17 protein-coding genes and 2 tRNA genes are annotated in these 23,418 nt (G+C 65.3%); 7 read left to right on the top strand and 12 right to left on the bottom strand.

All coding sequences use genetic code 11. The features are described from left to right. Positions 1–44 precede the first annotated feature (44 nt). The 9 genes from AACW18_RS05105 to AACW18_RS05145 form a co-directional block, all read right to left on the bottom strand. On the bottom strand, positions 45–647 hold the full coding sequence (locus AACW18_RS05105; protein ID WP_218387999.1) for a CDP-alcohol phosphatidyltransferase family protein: 603 nt from the start codon (positions 645–647) through the stop codon (positions 45–47). Further along, positions 640–1,302 (bottom strand): ATP-binding cassette domain-containing protein, encoded by a 663-nt coding sequence (locus AACW18_RS05110; protein ID WP_218388000.1) that lies wholly within the window; start codon positions 1,300–1,302, stop codon positions 640–642. Before AACW18_RS05110 ends, AACW18_RS05105 begins: the two co-directional genes overlap by 8 nt. A gap of 2 nt (positions 1,303–1,304) precedes the next feature. Further along, a complete protein-coding gene (locus AACW18_RS05115; RefSeq protein WP_218388001.1) occupies positions 1,305–2,954 on the bottom strand; it encodes an ABC transporter permease in 1,650 nt (549 codons plus the stop codon). Positions 2,955–2,957: 3 nt separating this feature from the next. After that, complete coding sequence (locus AACW18_RS05120) at positions 2,958–4,142, bottom strand: ABC transporter substrate-binding protein (protein WP_218388002.1); 1,185 nt, start codon at positions 4,140–4,142, stop codon at positions 2,958–2,960. A gap of 24 nt (positions 4,143–4,166) precedes the next feature. Next, positions 4,167–6,344, bottom strand: a complete 2,178-nt coding sequence (locus AACW18_RS05125) for an FAD-dependent oxidoreductase (protein WP_218388003.1) — start codon at positions 6,342–6,344, stop codon at positions 4,167–4,169. Further along, the gene (locus tag AACW18_RS05130) at positions 6,341–6,937 is read right to left on the bottom strand and encodes a carboxymuconolactone decarboxylase family protein (protein WP_218328132.1); all 597 of its coding nucleotides are present in this window, start codon (positions 6,935–6,937) and stop codon (positions 6,341–6,343) included. Before AACW18_RS05130 ends, AACW18_RS05125 begins: the two co-directional genes overlap by 4 nt. An 11-nt stretch (positions 6,938–6,948) precedes the next feature. Then, positions 6,949–7,659, bottom strand: coding sequence for a DUF1499 domain-containing protein (locus AACW18_RS05135; RefSeq protein ID WP_042651376.1), 711 nt, complete (start codon positions 7,657–7,659; stop codon positions 6,949–6,951). A 185-nt stretch (positions 7,660–7,844) separates the two neighbouring features. Next, positions 7,845–8,123, bottom strand: coding sequence for a peptidylprolyl isomerase (locus tag AACW18_RS05140; protein WP_042651377.1), 279 nt, complete (start codon positions 8,121–8,123; stop codon positions 7,845–7,847). Positions 8,124–8,223: 100 nt separating this feature from the next. Continuing rightward, positions 8,224–8,598 (bottom strand): hypothetical protein, encoded by a 375-nt coding sequence (locus AACW18_RS05145; RefSeq protein WP_218328130.1) that lies wholly within the window; start codon positions 8,596–8,598, stop codon positions 8,224–8,226. 561 nt (positions 8,599–9,159) lie between these two features. Here AACW18_RS05145 and tamA point away from each other — a divergent pair. Both tamA and tamB read left to right on the top strand, forming a co-directional pair. Beyond that, a complete protein-coding gene (gene tamA / locus AACW18_RS05150; protein ID WP_218388004.1) occupies positions 9,160–10,935 on the top strand; it encodes an autotransporter assembly complex protein TamA in 1,776 nt (591 codons plus the stop codon). 61 nt (positions 10,936–10,996) lie between these two features. Then, positions 10,997–14,806 (top strand): autotransporter assembly complex protein TamB, encoded by a 3,810-nt coding sequence (tamB, locus tag AACW18_RS05155; protein ID WP_218388005.1) that lies wholly within the window; start codon positions 10,997–10,999, stop codon positions 14,804–14,806. Positions 14,807–14,927: 121 nt separating this feature from the next. Here the strand turns inward: tamB and AACW18_RS05160 are convergent. Both AACW18_RS05160 and AACW18_RS05165 read right to left on the bottom strand, forming a co-directional pair. Continuing rightward, positions 14,928–15,012: transfer RNA gene (locus AACW18_RS05160), tRNA-Tyr, on the bottom strand. A gap of 30 nt (positions 15,013–15,042) precedes the next feature. Then, positions 15,043–15,127 (bottom strand) — tRNA-Tyr (locus AACW18_RS05165). 125 nt (positions 15,128–15,252) lie between these two features. Between AACW18_RS05165 and AACW18_RS05170 the strand changes: the two genes are divergently transcribed. Continuing rightward, entirely contained in the window at positions 15,253–15,762 is a 510-nt protein-coding gene (locus AACW18_RS05170) for a VC2046/SO_2500 family protein (protein WP_218388006.1), read from the top strand. A 72-nt stretch (positions 15,763–15,834) separates the two neighbouring features. On the opposite strand, the gene hpf is transcribed toward AACW18_RS05170, so the two are convergent. Then, positions 15,835–16,173 (bottom strand): ribosome hibernation-promoting factor, HPF/YfiA family, encoded by a 339-nt coding sequence (gene hpf / locus AACW18_RS05175; RefSeq protein WP_042651382.1) that lies wholly within the window; start codon positions 16,171–16,173, stop codon positions 15,835–15,837. A gap of 386 nt (positions 16,174–16,559) precedes the next feature. Here hpf and AACW18_RS05180 point away from each other — a divergent pair, with 386 nt between their 5' ends. The 4 genes from AACW18_RS05180 to AACW18_RS05195 all read left to right on the top strand — a co-directional run bounded on the left by AACW18_RS05180 (position 16,560) and on the right by AACW18_RS05195 (position 23,309). Beyond that, on the top strand, positions 16,560–19,079 hold the full coding sequence (locus tag AACW18_RS05180) for a putative bifunctional diguanylate cyclase/phosphodiesterase (protein ID WP_218388007.1): 2,520 nt from the start codon (positions 16,560–16,562) through the stop codon (positions 19,077–19,079). A gap of 84 nt (positions 19,080–19,163) precedes the next feature. Then, positions 19,164–21,068, top strand: coding sequence for a transglycosylase SLT domain-containing protein (locus AACW18_RS05185; RefSeq protein ID WP_218388008.1), 1,905 nt, complete (start codon positions 19,164–19,166; stop codon positions 21,066–21,068). 179 nt (positions 21,069–21,247) lie between these two features. Then, positions 21,248–22,246, top strand: a complete 999-nt coding sequence (locus AACW18_RS05190; protein WP_218388009.1) for a LacI family DNA-binding transcriptional regulator — start codon at positions 21,248–21,250, stop codon at positions 22,244–22,246. Between the two features lie 247 nt (positions 22,247–22,493). Further along, positions 22,494–23,309, top strand: a complete 816-nt coding sequence (locus AACW18_RS05195; protein WP_218388010.1) for an NAD-dependent epimerase/dehydratase family protein — start codon at positions 22,494–22,496, stop codon at positions 23,307–23,309. Positions 23,310–23,418 lie beyond the last annotated feature (109 nt).

Raw genomic sequence — 23,418 nt, forward strand, 5'->3', positions numbered from 1 at the left:
ATTCATCCTTTGATTGATTCGCCGCCAGCGCTTGGTGCCCTTCCTCATCGAAGGGTGTGATAACCGCCCCAGAGCCGGGTCAGGGTGGTGATGCCGCAGAGCAGGGCGAAGCCGTAGGCCAGCGGCCCGAAGGCGCCGGGCCACAGGCACATCAGCACGAACAGGGTGATGGTCTCGCTGCCCTCGGTCAGACCGCCGATATAGTAGAGCGACTTGTGGTGGTAGACGGGGTTCTCGATGCCGCGCTTGCCCGCCATGATGGCGAAGGCCAGGAAGCTCGAGCCCGTGCCCATGAAGGCGAACAGCAGGGTGGCGGCGGGCAGGGCGTTGGCGGGATCGCTCAAGGCAAAGCCCAGCACCACGGCGGCGTAGAAGATGAAATCCAGCGTGATGTCGAGAAAGCCGCCACAGTCGGAGATCCCGGTCTGCCGCGCCACCGCCCCATCCAGCCCGTCCAGCAGCCGGTTGAGCAGGATGACGAGCAGCGCCCAGCCGTGCCATCCCAGCGCCAGCAGCGGCAAGGCCAGCATGCCGATGGCAAAGCCGCTGAGACTGACCTGGTTGGCGCTGATCCCGGCCCGGCACAGGGGGGCGGCCAGCAGCTGGAGGGGACGGCGAATGAGGGGGATCAGGTGGCGATCAAGCAAGGTCGGCTTCCTCTTTGTCGGAACAGGGGGGGGTCAGGGTCAGGATGGCGCCTGGCGCATCCTCCTCGTCGTGGGTGACCAGGATGGCCGGTATGTTCAGGCGCTTGATCTGCTCGAACACCAGGGTGCGAAAGGCGCTGCGCAGCGGCTTGTCCAGCCGGGAGAAGGGCTCGTCCAGCAGCAGGGCTTGCGGCTCGGCCAGCAGCGCCCGCAGCAGGCTGACCCGCGCCTTCTGGCCGCCGGAGAGCCGGCCCGGCAGCTTGTCGGCCTGATCGGCGAGCGCCACCTGCGCCAGTGCCTCGAGGGCGCGCGCTCGCCTGGCCGTCAGCCCCTCGAGCTGGGCGGGCATGCCGAACATCAGGTTCTCCGCCACCGTCAGGTGGGCAAACAGCAGATCGTCCTGAAACAGCATGCCGACGCGCCTGGCCTGAGGGGGCAGTGGGGTGAGCAACCGCTCACCCAGATAGATGTCGCCGCTCAGCCGGAGGGGGCCCTTGGCGGGCAGCACGCCCGCCAGTGCTGCCAGCAGCGAGCTCTTGCCGCAGCCGCTCGGCCCCATCAGGGTCAGCACCTCGCCGGGGGCCACCTCGAGGGGGGGCAGCACCAGCAGGGGGCGGCCATCCAGAAACAGGGTGAGGGGGGTGGTATGCAGCATGCTCAATGCCTCAGTGCGGGATTGATGCGGCGGGGCAGCCAGAGCGCCAGGCCGTAGATGAACAGCGGCAGCAGCAACTGCAGCAGGCCGTAGAGACCCGCCAGCCGCCGGTTGAGGCCGCTGCCGATGGCGACCGCCTCTGTGGTGATGGTGACCACGCGGCCCGCGCCAAACAACAGGGTGGGCAGGTATTGGGCCAGGCTCACCGCCGCCCCGACCCCGAAGGCGAACAGCAGCGGGCGTGCCAGCAGCGGCGCCTTCACCCGCCACCAGGCCCGCCAGGGGCTGGCTCCCAGGCTCATTGCCGCCCGGGTGAGGCGAGGGTCGAACTGGCGATAGGCGCCGTGCAGGCAGAGGTAGACATAGGGGGCGACGAACAGCAGCTGGCTCCAGAGCACCCAGCCCCAGCCTATGCCATCGACTCCGGCGCCGCCCAGCCAGTCGATCTGGAGCCGCAACCCGAACAGCAGGCTGGCCTGGGGCAACAGCAACGGCAGGCAGATGAGCCAGAGCGGCCAGGGTCGGCGATCCTGCTGCGCCTCTAGGCTGAGCACCACCAGCAGCAGCGCGACGCCGGCGCAGAGCAGCGCCAGCAGCAGACTCTGCCACAGCAAGGGGCCCAGGCTGGGCAGCAGCTCCAGCCAGTGGCGGCCGCTCCACTCGCTCGGCAGCAGGGCGGGGAAGGGCCAGCGCCGGGTCAACGACCAGAGCAGCAGCGAGGCCAGCACCAGCAGGTTGATGGCGAGCAGGGCCCAGACGCCCGTCCGGGTCAGCCCTGCAAGCAGGGGGGAGGGGCGGGTGCGCCGACCGTCCAGCCAGCGCGCCTTGCCCAGCCTTCCGTGAATCCACTCCAGCAGCCGCAGGCCGGCGATCAGCAGCAGGTTGCCCGCCAGCAGCAGCAGGGCGCCGCTGGCGGAGGCGCCGCGCCAGAGCAGGTCGGGATCCTGATACCAGAGCCAGATCCGCACCGCCAGCGGAGCCGGGGCATCCGGCCCCAGCAGCAGGGCGAGATCCACCACCGCCAGGCCATAGGCCGCCACCGCGTAGAGCGGCAGGCGCAGGGCGGGCCAGAGGGCGGGCAGCAGCAGGCGCCCCCAGATCTGCGGCGCGCTGAAGCCCATGCTGGCCCCCAGCCACTGCTGGCGCGCCAGCTTGGCGGGCTCCAGGGCGGCCAGCGCCATCAGCAGCAGGAAGGGGGTCTCTTTCAGGATCAGCGCCAGTATCAGCCCTAGCCCCCAGGGATCTCTCAGGCTCTGCCAGTCCGGTGGCAGCGCAAAGCCGGTGAGGGTGGGGGAGAGCAGCCGCAGCAGCCAGCCGGAGGGGGCGAGCAGGAAGGCGAAACCGATGGCGAAGGCCACGTGGGGCAGAGCCAGCAGGGGGGAGAGCAGGCGGCGGAGCCAGCCCATCCAGCGGCTTCCGTCACCCTGGGCGAGCAGCAGGGCGGTGCAGAGCAGGGCGCCCAGGGTGGAGGCGGTCGCCACCCAGAGGCTCAGGCCCACGGAGTGCCAGAGCCCGGGTTGGGCCAGCAGCAGCCTGAGATTGCCCATGGCGATGCCCTCGGCCAGCAGCAACAACAGGCCGCCACAAAGCGGCGCGGCCAGCAGCAGGCCGCACAGCAGGATGAAGGGCAGGCGCCAGGCCCGGGAACTCATCGATCAGCGGCCGTAGCGCTCGGCCCAGGCCGCTTCCAGCCGCAGCTGCCAGCTGGGATGGGGCTCGGCCACCGCCTTGAAACGCAGTTGGGGGCCGGCACTCGCGGACGGGGCGGCACCGAGTCTGGCGGGATCCAGCACGCTGGGATCACCCCAGAAGGCGGGATCCGCCTTGCGGGTCTGGGCGGCGGGGCTCAGCAGGAAGTTGGCCGCCACCATGGCACCGGCCCGGGCGCTGGCGTTGAAGGGGATGGCGAGGAAGTGGCTGTTGGTCAGCGCCCCCTTGCTCATGGCGACGGCCCTGACGGTCGGCGGTAGGGTGCCGTTTTGCACCGAGCTCTGGGCCTCCCCCGGGTTGAAGCTGATGGCCATGGCCAGCTCATTGTCATCGAGCAGCTGCTTGGTCTCGGCGGCGCTGGTGGGGAACAGCCTGCCCTTGCGCCAGAGCGCGGGGTGAAGCGCATCGAGCCAGGTCCAGAGCGGGGCGCTCAGACGAGCGAACTCGGCGTCGGTCGCCTCCCGATAGAGGGGGGCGGGATCGGCGATCAACTCCAGCAGGATCTGCTTGAGGAAGCTGGAGCCATGAAATTGCGGCGGCTTGGGGTAAGTAAAACGGCCTGGGTGGGCCCTGGCCCAGTCGAGCAGGGCGGCCGCCGAAGTGGGGGGCGTGCCGACCTCATCGCCGTTGACCATCAGGTTGAGCTGGCCTATGCCCCAAGGGGCCTCCAGCCCGTCCACCGGCAGGGTGAAGTCCTCCGTCACCGGCAGGCGCCGATCCACCAGGGCCATGTTGGGCAGATCTGGGCTGAAGGGGGCGCCCAGCAGCCCCTGCTCCTTGAGCGCCTTGAAGTTCTCGCCATTGACCCAGAGCAGGTCGATGGGGCCACCGCTGGACTTGCCCGCCCGCTTGTTGGCCAGCAGCTGGCTGACGCTCTGGGCTATGTCATCCACCTTCACCTGCACCAATGTGACCTTGTACTGGCGCTTGAGCTCCTGCCCGGCCCACAGCAGGTAGGCGTTGATCTCCGGGCTGCCGCCCCAGGCGTTGAAATAGACGGTCTGGCCCTCGGCATGCTGCAGGGTCTGCTGCCACTCCTCCTCGCCGGCCTGCAACGGGGTTGCCATCAGCAGGGGCAGTGCCGCGAGGCACATGGCGTGGAACAAGGAGCGAAGCCGGGTCTTGAACATGGTGATTGCCTTATGCAAATGGAGTCAGGCGCCGCGGCGCCAACCGTGATAACGGGCCAGCAGGGTGGGCAGCCAGGCTGGCTGGTGGGCCTGCTGCCAGGACTGCAACCAGAGCCCCGCCACCTGCTTGTTGCCCTCCATCAGGGTGGGATAGGCGTGCACCGTGGCGAGGATCTTGCGAAGCCCCAGCCCGTGGCGCATGGCGAGTGCGAATTCGGCGAGCCGCTCGCCGGCCTGGGCGCCCACTATGGTGGCCCCCAGGATCCTGTCCTTGCCCGGCACCGTCAGCACCTCGACGAACCCCTCCCGCTCGCCGTCGGCGATGGCCCGATCCAGCTCGGCCAGCGCGAAGCGGGTCGCCTCGAAGGGGATGCCCTGCGCCTGCGCCTCCCTGCGGTTGAGCCCCACCCTGGCGATTTCCGGGCTGGTGTAGGTGGCGGCCGGGATCACCCGGTAGTCGGCCTTGAAACGCGTGAAGGGACTGAACAGGGCATTGACCGCCGCATACCAGGCCTGATGGGCGGCGAAGTGGGTGAACTGGTAGGGGCCTGCAAGGTCCCCCACCGCCAGTATGCTGGGGTAGTTGGTGGCGAGGAAAGCATCCACCCGCACCGTGCCCCCGGGATTGAGGGTGACCCCCAGCTCCTCCAGCCCGAAGCCGGTCACATTGGCGACCCGGCCCAGCGCCAGCAGCAGCCGGTCTCCCTCGATGAGCATGAGCTCGTCGCCCTGCGGGGTGCTTTGGCGCAGTTGCAGGGCGATCTCGTCGTTTTTGTCGAGCTCGACTCGCTCGGCCTGCCAGCCGGTCAGCACCCTGACGCCGTCCGCCTCCATCTGCGCCTGCAGCAGCGCGGCGACCTCGGGCTCTTCCCTCGGCAGCAGCTGGTCGGCCAGCTCCACCAGGGTCACGGAGATGCCGAGCAGGGCCAGGCTCTGGGCCAGCTCGCAGCCGATGGGGCCGCCGCCGAGCACCAGCAGGTGGCGCGGTGGCTCGCGCAACTGCCAGAGGCTGTCCGAGGTGAGGTAGGGCACCTCGCCGAGCCCCGGCAGGTCCGGCACCCGCGGCCTGGCGCCGGTGGCGAGGACGATGTGACGGCTGCTGAGGCGTCGGCCGTTCACCTCCAATTCCCAGGGGGAGACGAGGCGGGCCTGCCCCTGGATGCACTCCACCCCGAGCCGCTGGTAGCGCTCGACGGAGTCGTGGGGCTCGACCTGCTCGATCACCTCGGCAATGCGCGCCATCACGGCGGCAAAGTCGGCCCGGGATTGGCTGGGGCTGAAACCCAGGGCGCCGGCCTTGCGTTGATCAAAGGCGAAGCGAGCGCTTCTGATCAGCGCCTTGGAGGGGACGCAGCCGGTGTTGAGGCAATCCCCCCCCATCTTATGCTGCTCGATGAGGGCCACCCTGGCCTTGACCGCGGCGGCGATGTAGCTGCTGACCAGGCCACCGGCGCCGGCCCCTATCACCAGCAGGTTGTAGTCGAAGCGCCCGGGTTTCTGATAGGGGGCGTGCAGCCGGCGCAGGGTGAGCCTGCGTTGCAGCAGGCTCACCAGGCTCTTCATCAATAAAGGCATCAGCCCGAGCAGGGTCAGCGCCGCCATCAGGCCGGGGGAGAGGATGTTGCCCGTGCTGGTGAGGGTGGCCAGTTCGCTGCCCGCCAGCACATAGACGAAGGTGCCGGGCAGCATGCCGAGCTGGCTCACCCAGTAGTAGGTGCTGACTCTGATGGGGGTGAGCCCCATCAGCAGGTTGATCAGAAAGAAGGGGAAGAGGGGGATGAGGCGCATGCTCAGCAGGTAGAAGGCGCCATCCTTCGCCATTCCCTGCTCGAGCTGGGCCAGCTTGTCGCCGAAGCGTGCCCTGACCCAGTCGCGCAGCAGGAAGCGGGCGCTGAGAAAGGCCAGGGTGGCGCCGATGGTGCTGGCAAACGACACCAGCAGCAGCCCCCAGCCGACGCCGAACAGGGCGCTGCCCACCAGGGTCAGCAGGCTGGCGCCGGGCAGGGAGAGCGCGGTGGTGAGCACGTAGATGAGCATGAACAGCAGGCTGGCCTGGCCGAAGTGCGCCTGCACCCAGCCGGAGAGCTGCGCCTGACGCGCCTGCAGCTCGGCGAGGCTGAGGTAGCGGCCGAGATCGAGGGCGAAGAAGGCGCCGATGAGGCACCCCATGCTCAGCAGGAGCAGCAGGCGGGGGCGGCTCATCGGGGTGTCTGGTCCGGCTTTTTATTGCCGGGCAGAGGGGGCCGCTCGGGTTGCACCGGCAGCTGGCAGAAGCCCTGGGGCGCGATGTCGAGGGCGGCGTTGAACTTGGCGGACATGTTCTGGAAGGCGATGAGGCCGGTCAGCTCCACCAGGGCATCGTCGTCGAACCAGGGTTTGAGCCGAGCCGCCTGCTCGTCGCTCACCCCCTCCAGCCCGGTCATCGCCTCTGTGTAGTCGAGCACGGCGCGTTCCCGCTCATCGAACAGGGGGCTGTCCCGCCACTGGGCCAGGGCCTCCACCTTGGCGCTGGATCCCGCCCGCTTGATCAGCGTCATGGCGTTGATGTCGACGCAGAAGCGGCACCAGTTGAGCTGGGAGACTCGCACCGTCACCAGGGATCGCAGCACGGGATCTATGGGGGATCGCTTGCGGTTGATCACCCCGTACAGGGTGGCCACGGCGGCAAACAGGCGTGGCGAGCGGCCCCAGCACTTGCCGGGGATCAGCACCTGGCCGTAGTTGCGTTGCTGCAGCCAGAAGAAGGGGCGGATAAACCAGGCATATTCCCGATCGGGCTTGACCTCGACACGCATTGATTACCTTCTTATTGCTTCAAATTGGGTTTGTAGGCCTGACCGAGCCGCTCGTTGAGGCGGGTCAAAAAGTCCTGGATCCGCGCCCGGTTGGCGCCCAGATCGCTGCGCCCCTGGCGGGAGGCGGAGCGCATGTCGACCCGGGTTTCTTTCGGACCCTGGAAGACCCGTAGCGCCACATCATCCTGGAAGCCGAACCAGCCCGAGGTCACCACGGCATCGAGGCCGTCCGGGCTGGGCTCTACCTGCCAGCCCAGCTCGCTCATCAGCTCGCTCGCCTCGGTGACAACCTCGATGGGGGTGGCTCTGGTATAGAGAGGACCGGGATTGCCGGCAAATGCTTGCAGGGGGGCGGCATTGATGGGGAGATCCTGCGCCGTCCTCAGCCGCTCGGCCCACTGGAGGCGGGGCGGGTGGTAGGGATCCGTGCTGACGTCGTTGGTGAGCGGGGCGCGCAGCGCCTGCACCACAAACAGCAGGGGCAGCAGCAGCGGGACTACTCCCCATAGGTGGCCCCACAGCTGGCTCCACTGGTTGTCCGCCCGGCGTGGCACCCCGTATCGGCGCCAGAGCAGGTGCAGCAAGAGTCCGAGGCTTATCAGGGCGCTGGCGAGGCAGAGGCTGAAGCCGACCCACCAGGGCCAGAGGTGAACGCGGCTGCCGATGGCGCCGCCGAGGGGCAGCAACCAGGCCAGCAGGGGCCACCACAAATAACTGGGCATATGAGGGATCCACTGGTTATGATGGAGCAATGCCCAGAAGGATAAACTTAATTAACTGATAACGTTAGTAAATTTATGCTAATCCGGCCATTTTCAGCAGCATTGGCGTTCGCTGCCGGGTTGGTGCCGGCGTCCTAGCCCTGTGAGGTGTGAGCGGGCTGGGCGCCCTCGCGACGCCCCGGGGCTCAGTTGCGGTACAGCACCTTGATGAGGTGGAAGCCGAACTTGGTGCGCACCGGGCCCAGCACGGTCAGCAGCTCCCCCTTGAACACGGCATCGTCGAACGCCTTGACCATGTCCCCCTTCGAGAACTCCCCCAGATCGCCGCTGCGCTTGGCGGAGGCGCAGGTGGAGAAACGCTTCGCCATCTGGCCAAAATCGGCGCCCTTGGCGAGCTTTTCCTTGATCTCAAGACATTGCTTCTCGGTTTTGACCAGGATGTGCTGGGCACAGGCTTTCTTCATGGGGCGCTCCGCGGCAGTTGACAACAAATGGGGCGCAAGATTACCCGAATTCGCCGCCCACGTCAGCCGTCGGCGCGCCGGGGCGGGAAGATGGGCGGGATCAGCCGCGCGCGTTCGCCGTCAGCCGCGTTCTGGGACGAGCCTGCCACAGGATCTCCAGCCCCAGCAGGGCGTACAGGCTCCAGATCGCCAGCGGATTGAGCCATTGCCCGCTCAGCTGCAGGGTGGACAGTGCGCCCCCCAGCAGCAGCAGGGTGATCCCGGGCAGGCGCCAGTGCGCCGGCAGCGGGGCCAGCATGGCCAGCCCCAGCAACAGGACGAGCCCAAAGGGCAGGTTGAGGGCGGTGAAGGCCAGCGCCTGCTGGCCACTCATGCCGGTCAGCAGGGCCAGCAAGGCGCTGCAGCAGGCCAGAAAGGTGATGAACTCGAGCCGATCGGCGATGTAGTCAGCCATCTGTTCGCTACGTGAGGGCATGGGATCTCTCCTTCTATTGATGTCGCCAGTGTGGGGCAGGCGGGCGCGCAGTGGCAGCGGGATAAATCGATTGGATTGAGCGAAGCTTTCATTCCACCTGTTCAAGTGATTGATTTAAATTTATTTTCCTGTTGAATAGCAGGGAGCGAACCGGGCCTTGATGAACGAGGCTGTCAAGCCGCCCTTGATGCTCTGGGCGGTCATTCCGGTTGTGAGCCGACAGAGGTTGTCGCGTGGCGCCCGCGGCCGGCCATGGGGTGCGGCAGACTAGCGGCAGACTATGGGAGAGTGACCGCGGGCCAGGGTGGCGGTTTTTTGTACCCACGGGCCGGGGAAGTGTGCGTTTTTCGCTCAGGGAGGCGGGGTTTTCCCCCTGGGGGCACCTGCCGAGGGCTGTTTTGCGGGATGACCCATGCCAACATGGGGGAGGCGCGCGTGGGGGTACTCCCTGCTGTCGAGTCCCTGTTTATGCTAGGATGAACTGCGCTTGCTCGGGAGTGAGCCTCATTATCATTCTAAATAATTCAGTCTTTTAATAATGTTATGCGGGGAAATTGACGTTTGACAGGATGCTATCCTCTCCTGCCTGCAGGGATCACATCGCCTGGACGAAACATTCGTCGCGGGCTTGGCGCACTGGGGCTCGCCCTCTGCCTGTTGCTGCTGGTGACGCCGGCCATGGCGGCCAAGCTGACCTATCAGATCAAGGGGGTCAAGGGCGAACAGAAGGATAACGTCGAGGCCTATCTCAATGCCCTGCCCGTCTACCAGGAGCGCCAGTATCGCCCCGCCCGCGCCAAGATCACCGAGAGCGTGCAGCAAGCGCTGCAGGTGTATGGCTACTACCAGCCCAAGATCACCCTCAAGCGCGAGAAGAAGTCCCCCGCCAAGGTGCTGGTCGAGATCGACAGGGGCAAGCCGGTGCTCATCTCGCGCCTCGACATACTGCTGGAAGGGGATGCGAGCAGCGACGAGATCTACAGCGAGCTGCTGGACAAGCTGCCCCTCAAGGAGGGCGAGCCCCTCAACCACGGCAAGTACGAGTCCATCAAGGCGGATCTCGGCAGCCTGGGGCTGGCGCGCGGCTACTTCGACGCCAAGATCAGCCAGAGCCAGGTCAAGGTGTTCCCGGATCAGGGCACGGCCGAGATCTTCATCCTGTTCCGCTCCGGCCCCCGCTATCACTTCGGCGAGATCCGCTACGATGCCACCCCGGAGGCGCTGCGCCTCATCCGGCCGCTGATCAACGTCAAGAGCGGCGATCCCTATCTGGCGATCCGCCTGGCCGAGATGTCGCAGGATGTCTCCTCCACCAAGCTGTTCAAACAGGTGGATATCAAGCCGCTGATCGGTCAGGCCGAGGGCAACATGGTGCCGCTGCAGGTGACGCTCACCAACAGAGTCGATCACGAGATCGAGGCCGGTGTCGGCTATGCCACCGACGTGGGGCCGAGGATGAGTGCCACCTGGGAGAAGCCCTGGGTCAACCGCTACGGCCACAGCCTGTCCAGCACCGCCAAGATCTCGGCCCCTGAGGCCGAACTCAGCTTCGATTACCAGATCCCGGTCGGCAATCCGCTGCGGGACTACTACTCGCTGCAAGCGGGTTACCAGTACACGGACAACAACGACACCCGCTCCGATCTGGCCACCTTCGGCGTGCACCGCTGGAAGCGACGGCCGGATAGCTGGGACAGGGACGTCTTCATCCGGCTGGAGAACGAACGCTATGTGCAGGGTAACGACGAAGGGAACAGCCTGCTGCTGATCCCGGGTGTCTCCTGGTCGCGGCTGCGGGTGCGCGGCGGCCTGGTGCCGGAGTGGGGCGATCGCCAGCAGCTGACGACTGAGTTCTCCAGCCCTTACTGGGGCTCCGACATCAGCTTCATGCGGGTGTGGGGACGCAGCAAGTGGCTACGGACCCTGGGGGATGATCACCGTTTCCTGATGCGGGTCGAACAGGGGGCCATCATAGGGGACGACTTCGCTCTGGTGCCTCCCTCCCTGCGCTTCTTCACCGGTGGCGATCAGACCGTGCGTGGCTACGGCTATGAGACCATCTCCCCCAAGGATGAGGATGGCAAGCTCACCGGCGGGCGCTATACCAGCGTGGGCAGCCTGGAATACAACTATCGCTTCAGCGAGAAGTGGCTCGGCGCCCTGTTCGTGGATGGCGGTACCGCCACCATCGACTACAGCGAGGCCTGGAAGATAGGCACCGGGATCGGGGTGCGCTGGGTCACGCCCATCGGCCAGGTCCGGCTGGATCTGGCGGTGGGCATCTCCGAGGAAGACAAGCCGCTGCGGCTGCACTTCGCGCTGGGGCCTGAATTATGATCTGCTTTAACCGCCTTCTTCTCTGGCCGCTGCGGCTGTCTCTTTCGCTGGGGTCTGCATCGTGATCTGGGTAAAACGTATTTTCTTGTGGTTGATGGGCATCGTCTTTCTGCTGCTCATCGGCGTCAGCCTGCTGGGCTTCAGCCACCCGGGCAACCAGTGGTTGTGGCAACAGGCCAGGGCCGCGCTGCCCTCCCTCAAGGGGGAACTGGTGGCAGGGCAACTCGGCTACGGCTGGACCCTGAAAGGGCTCGGCTGGCAGGATGCGCTGGTCGATGTCACGATCGATCACGCCGTGCTGGATTGGGATCTCGGCAAGTTGCTGCAGGGCAAGCTCTGGATCAAGTCGCTGGAGGTGAGCCATCCCGTGGTCCGGGCGGCGCAAGCCGAGCCTGCCGCCGAAGAACCGACGGCGCCCTTCGTCTGGCAGCCGCTGCCGCTGCGCATCCAGATCGACAGCCTCAAGGTGACGGATCTGGATTTCGCCGTGCCCGGGCTGGGGCTGACCCTCAAGTCTCTCGATATAGGTGCGAGCCTGGATCGCAAGGGGCTGATCGTGCGCGGGCCCATGCTCGATGGCCTGAATGTGACCCTGGTCGAGACGCCACCGGCCAAGACCCCAACCGACAAGGCAAGCAAGGAGGCCAAGGCAGACAAGACGGCCAAGGCGGCCCCATCCCCTGTCGGCACCAAGGAGCCGGTCATCGCCAAGGCAAAACAGGGAAATGACAGCAAGGCCACTAAGGCCAAGAAAGCGGCGCCCATCGCGCTGCCCGCCTTTAGCCTGCCATTCCCCGTCCAGCTCGAAGGACTGTCCCTGACCAGGCTGCGTTATCAGCAGGGTGAGTTGATCGAGGGCATCGACAAGCTGGTGCTCTCCGCCACGGCAAAGGAAGAGCGCATCGACATCCGCGAACTCTCCCTGCGCCACGACATGGCCGATCTGGCGCTCAGTGGCCATGTGCGCTTGGTCGATGACTATCCGCTCGCCCTGACCCTGGACGCCAAGGCGCGCAAGGGGCTGAAGCAGTGGGAGCTTGGCTCCGAGCAGGTGAAACTGACCCTGGACGGCTCGGTCGGCAAGCTGGGGCTGGCGCTGCAAGCCAAGGGGCCGGTGGCCGCCACTCTCAAGGGAAGCCTGGCGGCACTGGATCCTGACTTGCCGTTTGATCTGGCGCTGGACTGGAAGAGCCTCGGCTGGCCGCTGCACAAGCCCGCCAAGGAGGAGCCCAGCTACCAGCTGGGCAAGGGCAACCTGACCGCCAAGGGGCAGCTCTCCGGCTATCAGTTTGCGCTCAAGACCAGCGGCAAGGGCACGGATGTGCCGCCCTTCAAGCTGGCCTTGTCGGGCAAGGGCGATCTGGCGAAGCTGAGTCGCATCGAGTTGCTGCTTAATGCCCTGACCGGCGAGCTCAAGCTCGATGGCAAGCTGGCCTGGAGCAAGGGGGTCCAGTGGCAGGGCACCACCGAATTCAAGGAGATCAACCCGGCCGAGCTGCTGCCCGAGATCAAGGGCAAGCTGGCGGGCAAGATAGTCAGCCGTTTCGAGCTGACCGAGGCGGGCCACTGGCAGCTGGCGCTACCCGAGCTCAGGGTAGACGGCAAACTGAACCAGTATCCGCTGGCCCTCAAGGGGGAGCTCAGCGGCAACGACAAGATGGAGTGGCAGATCCCGGCGCTGGCGCTGCAAAGCGGCCCCAACCATCTGCGGGCCAAGGGATCGCTCACCGCGCAAGCCTGGAGGCTGGATGCGGATCTGGATGCGCCCGCCCTGGGTGGCCTCTATCCCGGTCTCAAGGGTGACATCAAGGGCCAGGTCCGCCTCACCGGCAGCCAGCAGGCGCCGAGGGTGACCGCCGATCTGGCCTCGGGTCGTCTCTCCTATGCCGGCACAGTGCTGAAAGGGATCGCCATCAAGGGCAATGCCCTGGTGGGAGACAAGCCCGCCGGTGAGCTGGCGCTGACGGTGGCGAGCCTGGTGCAGGGGGCGAACTCGCTCTCCCAGCTGGCCCTGAACCTCAGCGGCGATCTCAACCGTCACGATCTCACCTTGACCATGAAGGGGGAGCCGGTGGCCGCCAATCTGAGCCTGAATGGCGGCCTGCGCGGGGATCACTGGCGCGGCGCCCTCTCGAGCCTCAAGTTGAAGACGCCGCTCAAGCGCTGGGAGCTGACGGCGCCCTGGTCGCTGGACCTGGATCTGCCCAAACAGCAGCTGACCATGGGGGATCTCTGCCTGGGATCGCAGGGGGCCAGCCTCTGCGTCAAGGGCAGCCGGCTCTCCGCCGAGCAGGGCAGCCTGGACTTCGCCCTGAGCGCGTTCGATCTCAAGCGGCTGCGCCCCTGGTTACCGGATAACTTCCGCTGGCAGGCGGTCCTGTCGGCAGACGGTCGCGCCAGCTGGCGCGGCTCCCAGCCGACCCTGCACGCCAGGGTCCGCACCACGGCCGGGACCTTCGTGGCCGATGAGCTCAAGACCGACTACCAGCAACTCGAGCTGGGGGTCGATTTCGAGCGCCAGCAGGCCGCGGTCCGGATCGACTTCGCCTCCCGCCAGATCGGCAACATCGACACCGAGATGCTGATCAGGGAGCCCGCCGGGCGTGGCAACCTGTCCGGCCAGCTCAAGTTCGACAGCCTCAAGCTGACCACCTTCGCCCCGCTGATCCCCGAGGTGCGCACCCTGCAGGGGATCATCTCGGCGGATGCGCGCTTCGATGGCACCCTGGCGTCCCCCCTGCTGTACGGCGAGCTCAACCTGCGCGATGGCGAGGTGCAGACCCACTCCGACATGGTCACCCTGAGCAAGCTGGTGACCCGTCTCAAGATTGAAGGCAACAGGGCCGAGCTCGATGGCTCCATGCTGGTGGGCAAGGGGCCGCTCGCGCTGGGGGGCTGGCTGAGCTGGGCCCGGCTGCCGGTCACCGGCAGCCTCACCATCCAGGGCAAGGATCTGGAGGCCCAGTACCCGGGCATGGGCCGGGTCAGGGTGACGCCGGACATCGCCATCTCGCTGGGCGAGGAGACCAGGATCAGCGGTCAGGTGGACATCCCCTGGTCGCGGATCCTGGTCAAGAGCCTGCCCGAGAGCGCGGTGGCCCTCTCCGATGACGTGACCGTGATCTATGACGATGTGCCACCGCTGCCGAAGACGGCGCCACTGCCGATGGAGATCAAGCTGGCCATCCGGCTGGGGGATGACGTGCGGCTGGAGGCCATGGGGCTCAAGACCAAGGTGGCCGGGGCGCTCAACATCCGCCAGGATCCGTCCAAGCCGCTGTCGGGCAACGGCCAGCTGGTCCTGAACGAGGGGCGCTTCAAGGCCTACGGCCAGAACCTGATCATCAAGGATGGCCGGATCCTGTTCTCCGGCCCCATCGATCAGCCCTATCTCAACATAGAGGCGTATCGGGATCCCGATACCATAGAGGACAACGTCACCGTCGGGGTGCGGGTCACGGGGCCGGCGGCGAAGCCGAAGATCACCGTCTATTCCGAGCCCATGATGACGCAGTCCGAGCAGCTCTCTTATCTGCTGCGCGGCAAGGGGTTGCAGACCAGTGGCGAGGATGGCGGCTTCAACGGCCTGCTGGTGGCCGGTGCGGTCAGCCAGGCCAACGGGGTGGTCTCCAGCATAGGGGAGTCCCTCGGCATGAGCGACGTGGCACTCGACACCGCCGGCAGCGGGGACGATACCCAGGTGACTCTGTCTGCCTATCTGCTGCCGGGCCTGCAGTTCCAGTACGGGGTCGGGGTGTTCAGCCCCATCGCCGAGTTCAAGCTGCGCTACGAGGTGCTGCCCAGACTCTATCTGCAGGCGGTGAGCGGGGTGGCCCAGGCGGTGGACATCTTCTATCGCTTCACCCTGTGAGGCGGATGTCGCAACAACGGGAGGCCTTGTCCTCCCGTTTTTCATGGTGCTATCCGACGGGGTGAGATTGAGATGGCCCGGAAATGCAAAAACCCGGCGCTTGGCCGGGTCTTCAGAAGAGTGGTGGAGGGAGAAGGATTCGAACCTTCGAAGGCAGAGCCGTCAGATTTACAGTCTGATCCCTTTGGCCGCTCGGGAACCCCTCCACGGGGCAGTACCTGATTGTTGCACTTGAATGGTGGAGGGAGAAGGATTCGAACCTTCGAAGGCAGAGCCGTCAGATTTACAGTCTGATCCCTTTGGCCGCTCGGGAACCCCTCCTCGAGTGCGAGGCGCATACTAACAGATCTGTCGCGCTTGTGAACCCCTTGGCTTTATTTTTAATGCTCAAAGGATCGGGTTGATGGCCGATAAACAATGAAACCCCCATTTCTGAGATTTATCTCATGCTGCCCAGCGCGATACGTGACCGACTGCTCGTCGATGAAGCCCAGCTGGGCCAGCGCCTCAACCAGGATCTCCGCCAGGGGGACAGGGCCGACTTCCGGCTGCACCTGGCCCTGCTGAGCGATGCCGTCGAGGAGCAACCCTGGTTTGGGGCCACGCCGGCGGCGCCGCCGCAAGAGCAGGCCTGGCGCAGCCATTTCGGTCTGCCACCCGAGGCGGCCTTGCAGGGGACAGTGGCGGAGCCCGATGCCAGTGAGCTCAACGAGCGTCTGCAACAGGGGGGGAGCATGGTGGATGTGCGGCTCTGGCTGGCGTTGCGCTCGCCCCCGCTGGTGAGCAAGGCCGCGGCGCTGGATCCGGCCATCTACGCCAACCTCTCGGCGCTGGGGCGTGAACGCTGGCAGGGCAGGCTGGCCTCCCAGCCGAGGGGGGAGGATCCCTTGCTCATGCTACCGCTGCTGGAAGAGTTGAAACTAGGGGTCGATGCCCGCTTGCGCTGGCTGGGGTGACGTCAGGCGCTGCAAATACAAAAAGGCGGGATGGCCCGCCTTTTTGCTCAATGAGGGTGATGACAGTCCGGATTATGCGTCGGCTTCATCCGGCTGGGGCACTTCCTTGACCACGGCCGCCCCACGGCGTGCTATGGGTTTCTCGATGTGACGAGTGAGCTGGCGCTCCAGCTTCTGGCCCAGATCGGTGATGGCGGCGTACAGATCCTCGTGCTCTGCCTGTGCAAACAGCTTGCCGTTGGGGATACCGGCCGTGGCCTCGACGATATACATCAAACGCTCTTTGGAGATGATCACATGAGGTGTGATAAGAGGCACCTGAAGACGCTCGAGCTTTTCAAAACGGGATTCAATGCGCTCGCGGATGGCTGGGGTGATGTCGATGATTTTACTGGTCATTTCGATTTTCATATTGGCCCCCTTCGGGTCGTCTTGCTTGTGTCTTCACCCTCAGATTACCCATGCTGGCGAATGAAAACGTGATCTGCGTCACGAAATATTCCCTTGGTTATTTAGCGATTTATAAATTGTGAGCTTTTCCCGTTTCATGCCAAAAACCGCTTGAGCTCGGCGAAACGGGCAGGCAGTATGAAGTAACTAGGATCGTCTCTGTCCCCTCTTGGCAGCGCCTTGTGTCGACCCGATGTCTGGTTTTCGCCGCTTAGTCTCGCCTCTTTACCCACACCTCTCTCCTCGCATCGCAACCGCCATGCGCAGGCGGGTATATGGGCGCGAGTGGATATTCCCTCCAGGCCGTGTTCCGGATGGATTGCGTAGTTGTAGTGTTGGAGTCGTAAATGAAACAGCAAGCCACTCAGATGATGTGGTTTTATGATCGGCAGCATAAGCAATGGAGTCTGTCTGATCATGTCTCTTGCCAACCCTGGCAGGGGGAGGGGGCGCATCCCTGGGCCACGCGGCTGGCGCCAGAGGATGAACCCGGCTTCGCCGACTTTCTCTCCAGACTCCACCATTCTCGTCAGCCAGGCCAGTTCATCGGTCATCTCAGCGATGACACCGGCGCCCTGCACCATGTGCTCTGGTGCGGCCAGTACGTGCCCGCGCAGCAGCTGTGCTGCGGCTGGCTGGCGCCCCTCGAGGTGACGGATCGAGAGGCGAACGGCAGCGGGCAAGCTACCGGGCTCGCCCAGCATCCCCCGCTGTTGCAAGACCCCTTGCTGGCCCAGCTGGCGCAGGCCCTCTCCGCCAGGACGGGGCTCGACTTCTGCAATACCCTGGTCAACGAGCTCGCCCACATCCTGGGGGCCAATGCGGTATGGCTGACGGAGCGGGTCGGTCGCGATCGGCTCAGGGTACTGGCGAGTCACGGCATCGATCTCAAGGAGTACGGGATCGCCGACCTGCCCTGCCGGCAGCTCTATCGGCAGGGTGCCGCCGGTGCGGCCCCTATCAGCGAACCCCTGACCGACTGCGCCGGCCTGCCACCGGGCCAGCACTACTACGCCCAGCCGCTCTGTGATCGCGCTGGCCAGATCCTGGGCCATCTGGCCTTGCTCTTCCCGAGCCAGACCCAGACCGCCAACCTGGATTCCGTTCTGACCATCTTCTCGGTACGCATGGTGGCCGAGCTCGAGCGGTTGCAGAGCGACGCCCAGCTGCGGCTATCTGCGGTAGCGTTCGAGACTCATGAAGGGATCATCATCACGGATCCCGACTTCAAGATCCTGCGGGTCAACCATGCGTTCAGCCAGATCACCGGCTTCGACAGCCAGGAGGTGATAGGCCTGCACCTTGGCAATGACCTCTGGTCCGGACTGGGGGGGCTTGGCTACGAGCTCAACGCCCTCGATCGCTGGCAGGGGGAGACCCTGCGGCTGAACGTCGGCGGTGACTCCTATCCCCAGTGGGAGATAGTCACGCCGGTGCAGGATGACAAGGGGGGGATCAGCCATTACGTCATCTTCTTCGAAGATATCTCGGAGCGTAAGGCGGCGGAGCGGCGCATCCAGGATCTTGCCTATTACGATGAGCTGACCGGCCTGCCCAATCGCCGTCAACTGCACGAGACCCTGGCCCAGGCCTTCCTCGATGCGAGCCGCGAGCACCTGGTCGGCGCCCTGCTGTTTATCGATCTCGATCACTTCAAGACCATCAACGACTCCCTCGGCCACGCCACCGGCGACTGGCTGCTCAAGGAGGTGGCCAGTCGGCTCAAGAGGCTGGTGCGGCAGGGGGATTGCCTGGCCCGCCTCGGCGGTGACGAGTTCGTGCTGCTGCTACCGTCGCTGTCGACCAGCCCGCCCCAGGCGGAGATGCAGGCCGATCTCATCGCCGAGCGACTCATCGGCGAGATCGCCGCCCCCTATACCCACGGCGGTCAGGTGTTGCACATCGGGGCCAGCGTCGGCATCACCCTGTTCCCCGGCCGGGAGCAGGAGGCGGGGGATCTGCTCAAGCAGGCGGATACCGCCATGTACCAGGCCAAGTCGGCGGGCCGCAAGACCCGGCGCTTCTTCGATGCCTCCATGCAGTTGCAGGCGGATCGCCGCCTGCTCATTCACAACGAGCTGCGCAGCGCCCTCAACAACCAGGAGCTGACGCTGCACTATCAGCCCCAGCACATGGTGGAGGGGGGCGACATCATAGGGGTGGAGGCGCTGATCCGCTGGCAGCCGCCGGGCCGGGCGCTGGTGTCACCCGCCGAGTTCATCCCCATCGCCGAGGAGACGGATCTCATCGTCGACATCGGCAACTGGGTTCTGCATGAAGCCTGCAGCCAGTATGTCTCCTGGGAGGAGAACGGGATCCACGTGCCCCAGCTGTCGGTCAACGTCAGCGCCAAGCAGTTCCATGCCACGGATTTCGTCGACTGCGTCCACGATGTGCTGGCCGCCACCGGCATGGATCCCGCCTGCCTGAACCTGGAGATCACCGAGTCCGTGGTGCTCGGCCACGCGGAAGACACCATCAGCAAGATGACCGAGCTCAAGGCCCTTGGCATCAGCTTTGCCATCGATGACTTCGGCGCCGGCTACTCCTCCCTGAGCTACCTCAAGCGGTTGCCGGCCGATGAGCTGAAGATCGATCGCTCCTTCATTCAGGACATCCCCAAGGATGGCGACAACATGGCCATCGTCGAGGCGGTGATCGCCATGGCCCGCCACATGGGCTTCAATGTGACGGCGGAAGGGGTCGAGTCCCGTCAGCAGCTGGAATTCCTGCAGGCGCAGGGCTGCCATTTCTACCAGGGCTATCTCGCCTCCAAGCCGTTGCCTGTGCCCTATCTTGAGCGCTACATCCGTCGGCTGACCCGCCCCGAACGCGTCGTCCCGGCCGATAAAAATAGTGTGGCGTAGCTCCCATATTTACCGGGTAGAATGAGTGTCATGTCACCACCGCCAACGGGCGGTGGTTGTGCCTCTCAAGGGAGAACGCTATTCGTGAAAGCCGTCTGGGGAATCGTCTTATCGGCGCTGTGGGTGCCAGGGATCATGGCGCAGACCATGGAGCAATCCCTCTATCGTGAGGGCTATGATGCGGTGCGGGCCGACGATCAGGTCCGCTTCCAGCAAATTCGCGCGCGGCTGGCCCATTACCCGCTGCTGCCCTACCTGGATTACTACCAGCTGGCCTTCCGGCCGGGGGCGGCCAACTATGGTGACGTGACCCGCTTCATCCGCCAGCACGGGGATACCCCCCAGTCCAACCGGCTGGAGCGCGGCTACCTCACCTATCTGGCCCAGAGCCAGCAGTGGTCCCAGTTCCTGCGCTTCTACCCGGCCAAGCCGAGCTCCACCGATCTGCTCTGCCAGCACTATCAGGCGCGCTACTACACCGGGCAGAAGACAGAGGCGCTGAATGAGGCTGGCAAGCTCTGGCTGAGCGGCCAGTCCAGGCCCGATGCCTGCGATCCCCTGTTCCAGCTCTGGCAACAGGCGGGCATGCGCACCCAGGATAAGATCTGGCAGCGCATGAAGCTGGCGTTCGAGGCACAGAATCCGGATCTCATCCGCCACCTCGGTGCCCAGCTGAGCGGTAACCTGAAGCCCTATGGGGATCAGATGATCGCCCTGTATGAGCAGCCCGCCAAGGCGATGAACCCGGCCTATTTCACGACGGCGCCGTCGTCCAAGCACCTGCTGTCGCTGGGGCTGGCCCGCTACGCCAATCAGGATCCCGAGGCGGTCTTGCGCCAGCTGGGGGAGATGAAGCGCCGCTTTGGCCTGAGCCAGGCCGAGGTCTTGCCCATCGAACGCGCCGCCGCGCGCCGCCTGCTGCTGGATCGCTCCCTGGTCCAGCGCAACTGGCTGGATGCGACCCTGGTGCGGATGAAGGATGCGGAGCTGCTGGAGCTGAGGTCGCGACTCGCCGTCTGGGAGCAGGACTGGCGTGGGCTATCCGGTTGGGTCAAGCGGATGCCCATCGCCCTGCAGAAAGAGGATCGCTGGCGTTACTGGCTGGCCCGCGCCCTGGAGGTGCAGGGTCAGCAGAAACCGGCGCGGGATCTCTACCTGGAAACCGCCAACCTGCGCGGCTTCTACGGCTTCATGGCGGCGCAGCGCACCGGCGTGCCCTATCGCATGAAGAACCAGAGCTCGGCCCAGAAGGTGCCGGACTGGCGCACGGCGAGCAGCCGCTGGCCCTTCCTGCTGCGGGTGCGAGAGTTGCTGGCCATGAACGAGGTCACGGCGGCGCGCTCGGAGTGGATCCACAACATGGATCGCAACCCGGTCGCCCAGCGCATCGAGTTTGGTCACATCGCCCTCAATCAGGGCTGGCATGAACTGGCGATCCTGTCCAGCATCCGGGCCGAGGCCTGGGACGCGCTCGACCTGCGCTTCCCCCTGCCGCTCAAGCGCACCTTCTCCCAGATGGCGCAGGAGCGGAGCATGAACACCAGCCTGCTCTACGCCATCTCCCGCCAGGAGAGCGCCCTCTACCCGCTGGCGCAGTCGCCGGTCGGGGCACGGGGCCTGATGCAGCTGATGCCGGCCACCGCCAAGGAGACCGCCGCCAAGCTGGGGGTACCCTATCGCAACGAGCAGCAGCTGTTCGATCCGGCCATGAACATCCGGCTCGGTAGCGCCTACCTCAAGCGCCTGCTGGATGTCTATGACGGCAACCGGATCCTGGCGGCGGCGGCCTATAACGCGGGCCCCGGCCGGGTCAAGCGCTGGCGCGATCAGAGTACCAACAAGCCGATGGATGTCTGGGTGGAGAGCATCCCTTACCGGGAGACGCGCAACTATGTCCAGAACGTGCTCTCCTTCGATCTCATCTATCAGCAAAAGCTGCAGCAGCCGCTGCGTTTCATGTCGGAACGTGAGCTGAACCACGCCTATTGAGACGGGAGACAGCCGCCGCGGCGGCTGTCTCCCTTTCTTGCCTCAAAATGGTTATCATCCCTTAAGATTTTGTTACAAAAGGAAACCTGCCAGGTGATCGGGCGCCGCGTCTTGGTCTGGCTGGTTCTATATAATGCCCCGATCAACACAGACAGGCTTCCCCAACAAAGGAATTGAGAGTGGCAACGATCAAAGACGTATCTCAGCTGGCCAATGTGTCCATCTCGACGGTGTCGAGAGTCATCAACAACACGGCGCAGGTGGCCCCGGAGAAGCGTGAAGCCGTGCTGGCGGCCATGAAGGAGCTGAGTTTTCGTCCCAACAGCTTTGCCCAGGCGCTGGTCAGCAAACGTTCCAACTGCATCGGCGTGCTGGTGGGTGACCTCTGTGGGGGTCCCTTCTTCGCCCAGATGATGCGCGGCATCGAGAGCATGGTCGACAAGGCGAACAAGTTCACCATAGTGGTCTCCGGTAACCATGACGCGACCCGGGAGCGCCACGCCATCCAGGCGTTGTTGCAGCGTCAGTGCGACGCCCTGATCCTGCACAGCAAGGCGCTGCCCGACGAGGAGCTGAGCGAGCTGGCGGCGGGCACTACCCCCATCGTCTTCATCAACCGCCAGGTGCCGGGCTGCGAGGAGCGCTGCGTCTGGCTGGACAACCAGGCAGGCATCACCACCGCCTGCCAGCATCTGCTGGATGCGGGGCATCGCAAGATCGCCTTCGTCACCTCGGATGACGAGGAGTTCGTCGATGGTCAGCAGCGGATGGCCGGTTATCGCTTCGCCCTGCAACGGGCCGGCGTCGCGCTGGATCCGACCCTCATCGGTCGCGCCTTCGCCGACGAGAAGGGGGGCTATGTGGCCATGGGCGAGCTGCTGGAGCGGGGTGTCGAGTTCAGCGCCGTGCTGGGGTTCAACGACGCCATGGTGGCGGGCGCCATCTCCTGCCTGCTGGAGCGGGGCTACAAGATACCGCAGCAGATCTCCGTGGTGGGCTTCGACGATATCCCCTACGCCCGTTACATCTACCCCAAGCTCACCACGGTGCGCTATCCCATCGAGGAGATGGGGGAGAGGGCGGCCGAGCTGGCCTTGCGGCTGCTGGATCACAAGCCGGTCGACGGCCTGGCGCTCAAGTTCGAGGCTGAACTGGTGCGTCGCGAGTCCGTGGCCTGAGCAATAAGTTGGCCCTGAATGGGCCAATTTTCGCGGCCAGGATTGAAAGCGCTTTCAGAAATCCTTTTCAACTGTGATCCGCTTCAAAGCTTTTTGCCTGCGCTGCCACTAGGATAGGCCCCACGAATTAGGAGCGTGCGCTCCCGATTTTCCCGCTGTGGGAGGTAACTGGTTAATCCAGCTATTTCCTTCGTTACTTTCGACGGTCATCATTGGATGGCCGTTTTTTTTTGTCAGGATATTACCAATGCGAGACGCGAACATGAGCCAGATCGGGATCCTGGGAGCAGGCTGGCTGGGACTGCCGCTGGCGAAGGCCTTGCAGGCAGAGGGCAGGCGAGTTCTGGTGACCGTCAGCTCGGCCGAGAAGGCGGAGCGGCTGAGCGCGGAGGGGGTGGCGGCGTTGCCGCTATTGATCTCTCCCCAACTGGCGGCGCCCTTGCCGTTCGCCTGCGACGCGCTGGTGGTCTGTGTGCCACCGAGCAAGACCGAGGATTACCCGGGAGCGGTGGCACGGCTGTGTCAGCTGGCCAAGGCGGCGGGCACACGCAAGGTGCTGCTGATCAGCGCGACCTCGGTGTGGGCGCCGGGGCAGGGGGAAGAGGAGCAGCCCTGCCCGGCCCATGCCAGGGGGGAACGGATGCTGGCCGCCGAGCAGGCGGTGCAGGGCGCCGGCTTTGCCTGCGCCATGGTGCTGCGCCCGGCCGGGCTCTATGGCCCGGGGCGTCATCCCGGCCATTTCCTCGCCGGCAAGACGGTGACTGGCGGCGGCCAGGCGGTGAATCTGGTGCACCTGGATGACGTGGTGGCGGCCTGCCAGCTGATGCTGGAGCAGGGACAGGACGGGGATGCCTACAACCTGAGCGCCCCCGTGCACCCGCGCCGGGAGCAGCTCTATCCCTTCGCGAGCCGGCTGCTCGGCCTGGCGCCCCCGCAGTTCATCGAGCCCGCCGGCGTTTTTGCGCCGATCGAGGGGCAACGCATCTGCCAGCGGCTCGGCTTCGTCTACCGCTGGCCCGATCCGGCGCACTGGTTTGCCGAGCAGGCCGCCCAGGATCGCTGAGCCGGAATAGGGCTCAATGTCGTCTGTTGTGTCGGTGACGGGCCGCGTCCAGCCCTGTATTCGCCGGGGCTGGCGGGCAATTGAGGTTTGCCAAGGCCGGGATCGCCCC

The organism is Aeromonas sp. sia0103 (assembly GCF_963895295.1).
GTDB classification, from domain to species: domain Bacteria; phylum Pseudomonadota; class Gammaproteobacteria; order Enterobacterales; family Aeromonadaceae; genus Aeromonas; species Aeromonas encheleia.